Origin of the sequence: Kribbella sp. CA-253562, assembly GCF_050942265.1 — a bacterium.
Taxonomy (GTDB): domain Bacteria; phylum Actinomycetota; class Actinomycetes; order Propionibacteriales; family Kribbellaceae; genus Kribbella.
The window spans coordinates 974,764-987,214 of the sequence record NZ_CP192049.1 but is presented as its reverse complement, the minus strand read 5'-3'; the positions used below and the strand labels follow the sequence as shown (position 1 = coordinate 987,214).

The window sequence follows — 12,451 nt, the reverse complement described above, 5'->3', positions numbered from 1 at the left end:
TCGGTATACTGTCAGTATGGTCGATCAGCAGCTGAGACCCGTCCTGCTTGTCGAGCGCACCGGGACGGAGGCGCCGGCCAAGCCGCTGACGCCCGCGGGCGAGCGGATCCTGTCGGCGGCGTCGGCGCTGTTCTACGCCCAAGGGGTGCGGGCGGTCGGGGTGGACGCGATCGCGGACGCGGCCGAGGTGACGAAGAAGACGCTGTACGACCGGTTCGGGTCGAAGGACCGGCTGATCGCGGCGTACCTGGAGCGGCGGAACCGGGTCTGGCACGCGTTCCTCGACGAGCAGCTCGCGCGGCGCGAACCCTCGGGGCCCGAGGAGGTGATCCTCGCGCTGTTCGCGGCGCTCAGCGAGTGGATGGAGCAGTCACGGCGTGGCTGCGGGTTCATCAACGCGAGCGTCGAGCTGGCGGCGCCGGACCATCCGGCGATGCCGGTGATCGTCGGGCAGAAGCAGTGGATGCGAGCCGAGTTCGTCGCGCAGGCGGAGCTGGCCGGCTTCGACCAGGTGGACGAGCTGGCGGATCGGTTGCTGTTGCTGCACGAGGGAGCTCTGGTCAGCTACCGGGTGGCGGCGATGGAGCACGCGCCGGAGGTCGCTCACCGCGCCGCGGCGGATCTGCTGGCCTCCTGGCCGCGTCGTTAGCGGCGCTTCGCGACCGTGAGACCGACCAACCGGGACACGACCATCGCGACGTACCCGAGGCCGGCCAGCTGCTCGAGCATCACAACCGATCGCGCCCAGGACTTGATCGGGACGATGTCGCTGAGCCCTGTGCTGGACAGCGTGGTGAAGCTCAGGAAAAGCAGCTCCATCCAGGAGCGGTCCTGTTCCGGGTTGACCGCGGCGGTGAAGCTGCCCGGGTCGAGCGCCTGGACGACCACGAAAACGTAGGCGAATCCCCACGCCACCAAGGTGAACGTCGCACCGGTCGCGTAGAGCTCGTCGACGCTGACGTCGTGGTCGGACAGCATGTACCGCAGCAGGCTGTACGCCGCGTAGAAGTAGAACGCGGCGTGGAAGGCGCCGGAGACCGGCACGATCACGTCGCTCGGGCGGAACGCGTCGACCAGCGACAGCACCACCGCCGGGATGCCCAGGCAGATGCTGACCCAGGTGAGCCCCGGCGTCGAGCGGACCGAGAAGACCGCGAGCACCAGCACGACGATGCCGAGCGTCTCGAACGCGACCCGGCCGCCGCGCGATCCCTCCATCGCCGGATACACCAGTACGCCGAGCAGCTGCACCACCAGCAGGACCGCCGAGGGGTGCCATTTGCCGCTAGTGAACCACTTCATCGGTGTCCTCACGGGAGGCAATGATCGCCTTGCGCCGGGCCAGCCGGTGGCTGCGCCGGATCTCGGCCTCGCGCATCCGGCGCCGGTCCTCGTCGTTCTCCGGCTCCACCTGCGGCACCTGCCGCGGCTTGCCCTCGGCGTCCACCGCGACGAACACCAGGTACGCCGTGGCGACGTGCACCTGGGGACCGACCGAATCCCAGCGGTCCGCGGTGATCCGGACGCCGATCTCCATCGAACTGCGCCCGGTCCAGTTCACCTGCGCGGTGAAGTGCACGACGTCGCCGACGCGGACCGGGACCAGGAACACCATCTCGTCCATCGACGCGGTGACCGCCGGGCCACCGGAGTGCCGGGCCGCGACGACACCGGCGACCGAGTCGACCAGCGTCATGATCACGCCGCCGTGCACCGTGCCGAGCAGGTTCGTCTCGTTCTGCGCCGTGATGTGCGACAACGAGAGCCGGGCCGCCGACGACGGCCGCGACGCCGGTGCGTCCGACATGACTCACTCCTCCGGATGGACTGCGGGCAGGATAACCGTCGGTTGTCCACAGCCGCCGAAATCATCGGCTCGGAACCGGTGAACTCCTCGTACTTTCTCTGGTGAGGAGGTACTCATGACCATCCATCACCCGGATCCCCCAGAACGTGCTCCCGGCAACCAACGTCGTGCCCGGTGCGCCCTGCCGCCGTTGACGCCCGCTCAGGCGGCGCATCTCGTTCAGCTCGCCGTATCGGTGGCGGGCGAGCACGGGCTGCGAGCGACCTTCGACGGCGTCGACTCGTTGATCCTGAAGCCTGGTCCGTCGCTGCCCGGGCTCGACTCGGACCTGATCGCCGGCCTGACCAATCTCGCCCGGATCGTCGCCACCGAGCATGCGCACCGCTGGCCCCACCTCGTCAACGACCACTTCGCCTGCCTGAGCCGGCATCTCCGCCAAGGTCCACCCAGTCCACCCACCGATCCGGCGCGCGACTTGCTGGCGCGGCTCGTCCCCACCAGTGCCCTGCCACCCGCCTGGACCGCCGGGACACCGGAGTTCCTGCCCGGCCTGCTCGCTGTACCGGCGACGCAGGACGATGGCGTCGTCACGCTGCACCTCGACCCGTCCGACTACGGCATGACCCGCGCCGAAGCCATCGACACCGCCCTGGCCAACCTCCGCCGCCGTCCCGACGACCTCGAGTACGCCGATCACGAGGGCGCGATGGTCGCCGTGCTCAGCGGCTCCACGTTCGCCGCCTCGCGTGCGCTCGTCCTCGACACCGTCCTGCGCGAAACCCTGCACGTCGAGAACCCGCCGTACGGCGTGCTCGTCGCCCTACCCGCCCGCAATCTGCTGCTGGTGCACGTCATCCAGGACCTCTCGGTCCTGCCCGCCCTGGCGGTCATGCTCACGATCTCCCTACGCACGTACGCAACGCAGCCCGGTCCGCTGACGCCCTGGATCCACCACGTCTCCGGAGGCACCTGGGCTCCCGCCACGACGCAGCCCGCGGATCTCAACGCCATTCACCTCACGCCGGCTCTCCACACCCTGACCCGCTCCCTCAGCTAGCGCTCTCGATCGGAACCTCACGCAAACGCTCGCACCCACGACCGGATGGGACAGTCGGACCATGCAGCCTTCGTCACCCACGCACGAGCTCTTCTCCCGCGCCGCCACGCACGCCGCCGCCTTCCGCGACTCCCTCACCGAACGACCGGTTCGCGCCGCCGCTTCGTACGCGGACGTGCGCGCCGGTTTCCGTGCTCCGCTGGGCGACACCGGTCGACCGCCCTCCGAGGTGATCGACGACCTGATCGCCGTTGCCGATCCCGGAATCGTCGCTAGTGCGGGCCCGCGCTACTTTGGCTTCGTCGTCGGCGGTGCGCTCCCGGCCGCCACCGCCGCGGAGATCCTCGCCGCCGGCTGGGACCAGAACGCCTGGAACAGCGTGCTCTCCCCCACCGCGGCGGCGGCCGAACACGCGGCCGGCGAGTGGCTGAAGGAGTTGCTCGGCCTTCCAGCGACGGCGTCGGCGGGCTTCACCACCGGCGCTCAGTCCGCCAACACCGTCGCACTGGCTGCGGCAAGAAACCACGTCCTTGCCCGGGCCGGGTGGGACGTCGAAGCCGACGGCCTGCCGGGAGCACCCCTCGTCCGCGTTCTGGCCGGCGAAGAACGTCATGCCACCATCGACCGCTCGCTGCGGCTCCTCGGCTTCGGCTCGCGCCGCCTGGAGCTCGTGCGCTCTGGCCTCAACGGCACGATCGACTTCGACGATCTGCGGGTTCGGCTGACCGAGCACGCCGGCCCACTGATCGTCTGCCTCCAAGCCGGCAACGTGAACACCGGCGCCTCGGATGCCCTCGGCGCGGCGTGCGACCTCGTTCACCAGCACGACGGCTGGGTTCACGTCGACGGCGCCTTCGGACTCTGGGCGGCGGTCAGTCCTGCGCTGCGCGACCAGGTCAGTGGGCTGGAGCGGGCCGACTCCTGGGGCTGCGACGGGCACAAGTGGCTGAACCTCCCGTACGACAGCGGGTTCGTGTTCACCGCCCATCCCGAGGTCCATCACCAGGCGCTCGCCTACAGCGCGTCGTACCTGGTCGCGTCGGGCGAGTCCGAGCCGGGTGACTACGCCCTCGAGTCCTCTCGCAGAGCTCGAGGGCTGGCCGTGTGGGCTGGTTTGCAGGAGCTCGGCCGGACCGGCGTGCGCGAGCTCGTCGAGCGCTGCTGCTCCCTGGCGCGTTTGTTCGCGGAGCAGCTCGCCGACGCCGGCTACGAGATCGGCAACGAGGTGGTGCTGAACCAGGTTCTCGTTTCGTTCGGTTCGGACGAGCGGACCGACCGGGTGATCGCCGCCGTGCAGGAGTCAGGCGTCTGCTGGATGGGCGGTACGACCTGGCGCGGCCGGCGCTTCATGCGGATCTCGGTCTCCAACCACCTCACCACGGAGGCCGACGTCACCGCGTCGGTGGCCGCGATCGTTGCCGCTGACAACGACGGCGGGCGGCGCCACCCATGAAGGGTGGCACCGCCGGTGTGAGACTCCTGCGATCAGGCCGCCGGGGGCATCAGCACGGTGTCGATCAGGTACACGGTCGCGTTGGCGGTCTTGACGCCGCCGCAGATCACCTTGGCGTTGTTGACCATCAGGTTGTCGCCCGAACCGGTCACGGTGACCGCGCCCTTCTCGACGGTGGTCTGCTTGCCGACCACCGCGGCCGGGTCGAGCTGACCCGGGACGACGTGGTAGGTCAGGATCTTGGTCAGCAGCGCGCTGTCGGACTTCAGCGTGTTGATCGTCGCGGCCGGGATCTTGGCGAACGCCGAGTCGACCGGCGCGAACACGGTGAACTCGCCACCGTTGAGGGTCGAGACCAGGTCGACCTTCGGGTTCAGCTTGCCCGACACCGAGGCCACGAGGGTCTTCAGCAGGGGGTTGCCCGACGCGGCCGTGGCGACCGGCGCGGCCGCCATCCCGTCGACCGAGCCGGCGCCGGAGGGGTTGGCCTTGGCGTAGTCGGCGCAGCCCGGGCCGACCAGGCCGGCGGCGTTGTCCATCGAGGGGGTCGTGCTCGGGGTCTCGGCGGGGGCCGTGGTCGACGTTGTCGTACCGGCGGCCGGCGTACCGGCGTCGTCGCTGCCGCCACAGGCAGCCGTTGCGAAGAGCAACGAAACGGCGGAGGCGGCGAGCGTGACGCGCTTGAGGGTGTTCGACATGAGGATCGTTCTCCTTGTGATGGGGGTGCTGCATTGGTGAGAGGTGTCCTGCTGGAGTGCGTGGTGCCGGAGTGCGTGGTGTTGGAGTGCGCGGTGCTGGAAGGTCCGGTGCCGGACGTCATTGCGCGGCATTGGTTACTCGACCATCACCACCGTGTTGTGCAGCCCGCTCGACCCGTTCGGTCGCGGTGCGGCACGGTCGGCGGTCTGGACCTGTCCGGTCCGGTCCGTCGCGCGGACGGTGAGGGTGTGGTTGCCCGACGTCGCGTCCCAGCGGAAGGTCCACTGCCGCCAGATGTCGATGCCGGCCTCGTCGGCGAGCTTCGCCTCCTGCCAGGGCCCGTCGTCGACCTGCACCTCGACCTTGGCGATCCCTCGGTGCTGCGCCCAGGCGACTCCGGCGGCGACAGCCGGACCGGGCTTGATCCGGGCGAACCCCTTGGGGACGTCGATCCGCGACGCCGTCTTGATCGGCGCCTCGACCGCCCAGCCCCGGTCGGTCCAGTAGGCGCTGAAGTCCTCGAACCGGGTGACCTCGAAGTCCACGATCCACTTGGTCGCGGACACGTAGCCGTACAGTCCCGGCACCACCATCCGGACCGGGAACCCGTGGTCGAAAGGCAACGGCTCACCGTTCATGCCGACCGCGAAGATCGCGTCCCGCCCGTCGGTCAGCGCGGCCAGCGGAGTCCCGATGGTGAGCCCGTCGACACTGGTCGACTTCACGGCGTCCGCCCCGGCCTGGACTCCGGCCTCACGCAGAATCTCCGCGATCGGTACGCCGATCCAGCGCGCGTTGCCGACGTACGGGCCGCCGACTTCGTTGGAGACACAGGTCAAGGTGATGTCCCGCTCGACCAACCGCCGCCCGAGCAGATCGGCGAAGTTCAGCCGCAACTCCCGATCGACCATGCCGTGCACCCGCAGCTCCCAGTTTCGCGGATCCACCTTGGGCACGGTGAGCAGGGTGTCGACACGGTAGAACGACTTGTTCGACGTCGTGAACGGGCTGACCCCGGCCACGTCAGCCGCGACACCGGCCGGCAGGACCCGCGCCCGGCTGGCAGGAGCCGGCAGCTTGATGGCCCGACGCGTCGCGTCGTCCACGCCACCCGGCAGGACCCGGGAGGCAACCACACCACCGACCCCGGCCGCCCCCAGCGCGAACGTCGTCACCAGGAACTTCCGCCGATCGAACCCATCAGGTTTCTCAGCCTCAGCCGGTTGCTTATCTTCCGGCCTGCCCCGCAACGAGTAACCCCGCGTCCGCAGCACCAGGTACATCCCGACAGTTGCCGCAAGCAACGTAACGAATCCCGGCAAGACCCGAACCACCGGATTGACAGCCAGCGAACGCCCAGTCGCAGCAGCAACGATCGCCAGCACACCAAGGACAACCGTCATCCCCAACGCCACCCGAGGCCGCTTCACCCCGACCACACCCGCCACCAGCGCGAACACCGCGACAGCAGCCAGCACACCCCCGACCAGGATCGGCTTGTCAGCAGTCCCGAGGTTCTTCACCGCCCAGTCCTTCGCAGGCCCAGGCGCCAGATCGATCAGTTGAGTCCCGACCCCCACCACCGGCGAGGTCCCACCCGCGAGCGCAGCAGTCAACTCCCCCAGGCCAAGACCGGCCCCGGCGGCCACCAACCCACCCACCGCTGCAGAAACCCGCCTGTCCGAAGTCATGCCCGGACTTCGGACCCACTGCCCACCCCGGATGGGTCAACCACCAAACAATCTGAAACCCAAGCGCTTCAGCCGGATCCCACTGGTTCCAGCCATCCAGCGGAGACACCCACGGCCCAGTCCCTTGCCGATCAGCTATGAACCGATCCGGCCAACCATCGGTCGCCATCCCGCCAAGCCGCGGAACAACTCAGCATCCGCTCCGCCCACTGCCGTAGAGACGGTAGTCCGCCCGCCACCCCAGCCACTGCCCCAAAGGCCGTCATCCACATGCCGACCCAGGCGCTTCCCCGGAGGCCGTCATCTGCCCGCCACCCAGCCACTGCCCGCCACCCCAGCCACTGCCACCCAGCGGTGCCGACGACTTTCTGTCCAGTGATCTTCTCAACGGGACTCCTGCATGGGCCACGCCGTCAGTGCGCCAGCACCTCGCCCCGGTGCTCCTCGGCATCTCCCATCCAGCCAATGGCCTGGCTGCGCGGTCTCCGCGCGCGCCCGGCGTCATCGCGCGGCGATTGGCCGACCGCTACCTAGAACCTCACGGGCGCGGCGTTCTGGTGCTCGTGCGCCGACAACCGGCCCCTACCCGCCGGACAACTCCGCCGGGCCGGACTTGACTACTTCCCAGCGTCGCGGCCTCGACGACGGCCAGCGATCCCACGCCGATAACCCGCTCGCCGGTTCGTGCTGGCTCCGCGCCGGCGTCACCCTTCGCCGACGGGCCCTCGCCTCACTTCCCCCGCCCTTGACCGCGATGCCCGCCAGCCTCGCTCGCAATGGGTCGATCACCGGCCGCAGGGTTGCCCGGTTGGCCTGTGCGACCATCGCCGGCACCAACTACCTCCGGACCGCGTCGCCACCTCCACACGTCGCGACACCTCCGGACCGCATCGCGACACCTCCAGCCGACCGTGCTCAAGGACCGGGCAACGACCTCGGCCCGGACCGCTTTCCGGTCGACGCGGGAGCGGAGGTCGGTGGGTCGGGCGAGCAGCCCAGTGGGCCGGGTGCCGGTGTGCCCGGTGAGCCGGTGGGCTGGCGTGCCGGTTGCTGGAGATTCCTGCGCGGGCTGATTGCTTGGCTGGTTGTGACCTGGCCGGTCGTCGTACCGGCTGCGGATGAGGTTCGGGACGTCGCCGATCGCTTCGCGGGGGAACTGGCGGACGTCCACCACTCACCAAGGCACCGAAGAGACGCTATGCAGGCGGGATCAAGCGTGGCCCGGGTGCCGGTGTGCTGGCTGGGGCCGGGTGGGCCCGGGTGCCGGGTGAGCCCGGGTGGCGGGTGAGCCCGGGTGGCGGGTGAGCCCGGGTGGCCCGATGGGCCGGTGTGCGGGTGGGCCGGGTGGGTCGGGTGAGCCGCCCGGTGAGCCGGGGGCCGGTGTACCCGGTGAGCCGCTGTGCCCGGTGAGCCGGTGCGCCGGGTGAGCCGGTGGGCTGGCGTGCCCGGTGAGCCGGTGGCTGGCATGCCGAGTGCTGGAGAGTCCTGCGCGGGCTGATTGCTTGGCTGGTACCGGCCTGGCCGGGCCGTCGTACCGGCTGCGGATGTTGTTCGGGACGTCACCGATCGCTTCGCGGCCGGACTGGCGGACGTCCACCACCCACCAAGTTCGCCGAAAAGGGTCCGCGGAGGCGGGATCAAGTGTGCGGAGGGGGCAGCGCGGGAGGTTGGTGGGTGGTGGACGCCGCCGCGATGCTGGTCGTGTTGTGGCATGACATGCCGGACCTGTCGGCGGCGGCCGGCTGGCGAGGTGGTCGATCTGTTGACGCCGCCCATCGGGGAGCCGTTACCGGGGTGGATGCCTGTGCGGCGCGTCCAGGAGGTCGAGTGGTCCAGGGGTCGGGGCCGGATCTGAGGTGTTGGGATGGCGCCGGCGGCGAATGCCGGGGAACTGGAGGCAGGTGGCGACATCGAGCTCGCCCAAGAAGAGGCCGACCCGGTCGCGTGCCGGGGTCAGGATCGGGGGTGCCGGAGTCAGGTGCTGGGGTGGGGGGCTGGTGCGGCGTCCACGAGATAGAGGGCCGGGCCCCCTGGGCTGGGGTTGGAAACGGCTGCGGGGCTACTTGTTCGGGTGGTAGTGGTCTGGCCAGTCGGTGTAGCGGATTCGGGTGATGTTGAGGACTTGGCCGATGGTGGACCACTCGTTTTTGCCGAGGCGGGCCAGGGGGCGTAGGCGGTGGATGTCGGGGTGGTTGCCGTCCATCATCTCGGCGGCGATCGCTAGGTGGCGGACTTGGCCGATGACTACGGTGGAGTCGCCTAGTTCGAGGGTGGTGTGGAGGGTGCATTCGAGGGCGACCGGGGACTCGGCGACTCGGGGGACTGCGATGGTTCGGGAGGGTTCGGTGGTGAGGCCTACTGCTTCGAACTCGGAGATGCCGGCGGGGAAGTTGGTGCCGGTGGCGTTGACTTGTTCGAAGAGGGGTTCGGTGGCGAAGTTGACGACGAACTCGCGGGTGGCTTCTACGTTGTTGAGGCTGTCCTTGCGGCCGACCGAGGTGAACTGGACCATCGGTGGGCGGACGCAGGAGACGGTGAAGAACGAGTGCGGCGCGAGGTTGAGGACGCCGTCGGCCGAGATCGTGGAGACCCAGGCGATCGGCCGGGGGACCACCACCGAGTTCAGGGTTGCGTAGAAGTCCTTGCTGCTGACGGCTTCTGGATCGAGGTCTACTCGCACGCCCACAGTATCGCTGGCGAAAACCGGTGGGGTCGCACGTGGCCCACCCAGCAGACTGGGGATGGTGACATCGGATCCAGTGGGCACAGCGCGAGCAATCGCCGTCGAGCACGGCATCGAACCGGCCGGCGTCACCGAGATTTCGGGTGGCGTCGCGAACTACGTCTTTCGGTTGGGGCAGCGCCTGGTTCTGAGGATGCCGCGGTCCGCCGCGTTTGCTGACGACCTTCGCAAGGAGATTGCTGTCATTCCCGTCGTCCACGGTGCCGGGGTCAGGACGCCAGCCATTGTGGCTGAGGGCAAGATCAGCACAGCCGAGCGGCGAGACGGGGCGCGCGGTGACTCGCCGTACGTCGTGATGGAAGGGGTCGAAGGCAACGATCTCGTCGAGCAGAACGCAATGGCAGCTTGGGCCGACGTCGGGCGCGAGATCGGGTTGCTGCATCGGATCGAGCCGCGAGAGATCGACGGCGTGCCGGTCGACGCCGGCGCGGACGGGCGGCCGGTCGACGGGCTGGTCGAGCAGGGATACCTGGACGCCGGGACCGCACAGTGGCTCGCCGCATGGATGAGCGAGTTGGGCGAGCGGTTCGACCGCGAAGCACCGGCGGTTCTGCTGCACGGCGACCTGGCGCCGCAGAACATCATGGTCGACCACGCCGGGCGGTTCGCGGCGCTGATCGACTGGGGTGACGCCGCCTGGGGACCGCGGGCGATGGAGTTCGCCAAGCTCCGGCTGGAAGACGTCGTGCGCGTGCTGCCGGCGTACAAGGACGTCGTGGGCGTGCGGTTCGAGCCCGGCGAGCTGGAGGCGGCGGTGCTGTGGTTCCACCTCCAGTGGGGGCTGTCCAACCTGATGGGCCCGCCGCGGCCGGGTGAGCGGCACTGGACCGCACCGCCGGCCAGCCGACTCACGGGAGTGCTGCGGTTCGTTGCCTCGGGGCCGCCGGAGCCCTGGGACACGGTGATCAAGAAGGTGGATCTCTGGGTCTGATCGACGCCGGTTCTGCTGTATTACAAGGGGTTCGCGGACTTGTCACGACATGGTGCACACTGGCGTTCGTGACTGACTACACAGCAGCTGAGAACCGGTACGACGACCAGATGGCCTATCGGCGGACGGGACGCAGCGGTCTGCAACTGCCGGCCATCTCGCTCGGTCTGTGGCACAACTTCGGCGACGACAAGCCGTTCGCGACCCAGCGCGACATCCTGCGCCGGGCGTTCGACCTCGGCGTCACCCACTTCGACCTGGCGAACAACTACGGCCCGCCGTACGGCTCCGCGGAGACCAACTTCGGCACCCACTTCGCCCGCGACTTCGCCAAGTACCGCGACGAGCTGATCATCTCCACCAAGGCCGGCTACGACATGTGGCCGGGCCCGTACGGCCAGGGCGGCGGCTCGCGCAAGTACCTGCTCGCCTCGCTCGACCAGTCGCTGGACCGGATGGGCCTGGACTACGTCGACATCTTCTACTCGCACCGCTTCGACCCCGACACCCCGCTCGAGGAGACGATGGGCGCGCTGGACGCCGCCGTGCGCTCGGGCAAGGCGCTGTACGCCGGAATTTCGTCGTACTCGGCGGAGAAGACCCGCGAGGCGGCCCGGATCCTCGGCGAGCTCGGTACGCCGCTGCTGATCCACCAGCCGTCGTACTCGATGCTGAACCGGTGGATCGAGGAGGACCTGCTCGACGCCGTCGGTGAGCTCGGGGTCGGCGTGATCGCGTTCTCGCCGCTGGCGCAGGGCATGCTGACCGACCGGTACCTCAACGGCATCCCGGACGACTCCCGGGCCGCGCAGGGCAAGTCGCTGAGCACGGACATGCTGACCGAGGAGACCCTCAAGCACGTGCGCGCGCTGAGCGAGATCGCCAAGCAGCGCGGCCAGTCCGTCGCCCAGCTGGCGCTCGCCTGGACGCTGCGCGACGAGCGGGTCACCAGCGCGCTGATCGGCGCCTCGAGCGTCGCGCAGCTCGAGGACAACCTGGCCGCGGTGAAGAACCTCGGCTTCAGCCAGGACGAGCTGGACGCGATCGACGCCGACGCCGTCGAGGCCGGGATCAACCTGTGGAAGAAGAGCTCGGACCACTGATCGACAGCCTGAGCAGTCGTTCCACCACGTGATCGAAGGGCTCTCTGGGAATCGCGCCCAGGGAGCCCTTCGCATCACCCGGAGCAAAGACATTACGTTCCCCTCACGCACAGTTCCGGACCGGTTGCACCTGCCGCGCCGAAGGCGCAACCTGGGGTCAACCCCCCCAGGAGGTGGTTACGATGACCGCTTCTACTCTCGAAGTGGCTCTCAGCTACGAGCACAGCAAGATCCGCGAGCTCGCCGCCCCGGCCCACGCGCCGGACGCCGCCCTCCCGCATCGCCGGCACGAAACCGACTGGTTCTACGCGATCGCCGCCCAGCACCTGGCCGCCGCCGAGGACGTCCTGCTCCCCCAGGTTCGCCGGCTGCCGGACGGCCGCGAGCTGGTCGCCACGTACGTCGACAACGCCAGGCAGCTCGAGCGGTCCCTGCGGTTCCTCAAGGCCAAGCAGTACGGCGACAGCCGGGTCCAGCACCTGCAGTCCGACCAGGTGTGGGAAGTCATCGACCGCCAGCTCGACGAGCACGAGCGGCTCGAGGCCGACTGCAGCCGCCGGCTCTGCGAGACGATGGACGGCGAGGACGTCAGCGCGCTGACGTCCCGGCTGCTCGGTGCCGAGGAGGTCGCGCCGACCAGGGCGCACCCGTTCTCTCCGCACACCGGCATGGCCGGGCGGATGGCGCACCGGATGTGGCGGGTCGCCGACACCGCCTGGGACAGCGCCGAGGGGCGCGTCGTACCGACGCACTACCACGCTCATCCCAAGCGCGACTCCGCGTTGTCCCACTACCTGCGCGGCGCGAAGATCCCGGACGCCCAGGAGCGCCACCCGACCATCAGGTGACACACAAAGTGGCCGGACCGGCCTGCGGATGCCTCCGCGGGCCGGCCCGGCCTGCCCCTGCCACTGCGCCTGGTTGTGGCCGGGGCGTTTGTCCCTTCCCCACTGCGCCTGGGTGTGGA

The 12,451-nt window shown here is 69.4% G+C and carries 11 protein-coding genes; 6 read left to right on the top strand and 5 right to left on the bottom strand.

Features of this window, described 5'->3' with window-relative positions:
- The first annotated feature begins 16 nt into the window (after positions 1–16).
- The gene (locus ACQPXM_RS04740) at positions 17–649 is read left to right on the top strand and encodes a TetR/AcrR family transcriptional regulator (protein WP_432945137.1); all 633 of its coding nucleotides are present in this window, start codon (positions 17–19) and stop codon (positions 647–649) included.
- Here the strand turns inward: ACQPXM_RS04740 and ACQPXM_RS04735 are convergent.
- Together ACQPXM_RS04735 and ACQPXM_RS04730 are read right to left on the bottom strand one after the other, a co-directional pair.
- Positions 646–1,302 (bottom strand): ion channel, encoded by a 657-nt coding sequence (locus ACQPXM_RS04735; RefSeq protein ID WP_432945135.1) that lies wholly within the window; start codon positions 1,300–1,302, stop codon positions 646–648. The genes ACQPXM_RS04740 and ACQPXM_RS04735 overlap by 4 nt on opposite strands.
- Entirely contained in the window at positions 1,286–1,807 is a 522-nt protein-coding gene (locus ACQPXM_RS04730) for an acyl-CoA thioesterase (protein ID WP_432945133.1), read from the bottom strand. Before ACQPXM_RS04730 ends, ACQPXM_RS04735 begins: the two co-directional genes overlap by 17 nt.
- A 115-nt stretch (positions 1,808–1,922) precedes the next feature.
- Between ACQPXM_RS04730 and ACQPXM_RS04725 the strand changes: the two genes are divergently transcribed.
- Positions 1,923–2,864, top strand: a complete 942-nt coding sequence (locus tag ACQPXM_RS04725; RefSeq protein ID WP_432945131.1) for a hypothetical protein — start codon at positions 1,923–1,925, stop codon at positions 2,862–2,864.
- Positions 2,865–2,925: 61 nt separating this feature from the next.
- Entirely contained in the window at positions 2,926–4,317 is a 1,392-nt protein-coding gene (locus ACQPXM_RS04720; RefSeq protein ID WP_432945129.1) for a pyridoxal phosphate-dependent decarboxylase family protein, read from the top strand.
- Positions 4,318–4,349: 32 nt separating this feature from the next.
- Here ACQPXM_RS04720 and ACQPXM_RS04715 read toward each other — a convergent pair whose 3' ends face one another.
- The 3 genes from ACQPXM_RS04715 to ACQPXM_RS04705 form a co-directional block, all read right to left on the bottom strand.
- A complete protein-coding gene (locus ACQPXM_RS04715; RefSeq protein ID WP_432945127.1) occupies positions 4,350–5,015 on the bottom strand; it encodes a fasciclin domain-containing protein in 666 nt (221 codons plus the stop codon).
- A gap of 135 nt (positions 5,016–5,150) precedes the next feature.
- On the bottom strand, positions 5,151–6,539 hold the full coding sequence (locus ACQPXM_RS04710) for a molybdopterin-dependent oxidoreductase (protein WP_432945125.1): 1,389 nt from the start codon (positions 6,537–6,539) through the stop codon (positions 5,151–5,153).
- Positions 6,540–8,766: 2,227 nt separating this feature from the next.
- Positions 8,767–9,387 carry a flavin reductase family protein gene (locus tag ACQPXM_RS04705; RefSeq protein WP_432945123.1) on the bottom strand — a complete coding sequence of 207 codons (621 nt, stop codon included), beginning with the start codon at positions 9,385–9,387 and terminating at the stop codon, positions 8,767–8,769.
- A gap of 61 nt (positions 9,388–9,448) precedes the next feature.
- Between ACQPXM_RS04705 and ACQPXM_RS04700 the strand changes: the two genes are divergently transcribed.
- The 3 genes from ACQPXM_RS04700 (at position 9,449) to ACQPXM_RS04690 (ending at position 12,332) form a co-directional block, all read left to right on the top strand.
- Positions 9,449–10,381: a phosphotransferase family protein gene (locus tag ACQPXM_RS04700; protein WP_432945121.1), complete on the top strand. Its 933-nt coding sequence runs from the start codon at positions 9,449–9,451 to the stop codon at positions 10,379–10,381.
- Positions 10,382–10,449: 68 nt separating this feature from the next.
- Positions 10,450–11,484: an L-glyceraldehyde 3-phosphate reductase gene (mgrA, locus tag ACQPXM_RS04695; protein WP_432945119.1), complete on the top strand. Its 1,035-nt coding sequence runs from the start codon at positions 10,450–10,452 to the stop codon at positions 11,482–11,484.
- 182 nt (positions 11,485–11,666) lie between these two features.
- Positions 11,667–12,332 carry a hypothetical protein gene (locus ACQPXM_RS04690; protein WP_432945117.1) on the top strand — a complete coding sequence of 222 codons (666 nt, stop codon included), beginning with the start codon at positions 11,667–11,669 and terminating at the stop codon, positions 12,330–12,332.
- The last annotated feature ends 119 nt before the right edge of the window (positions 12,333–12,451 follow it).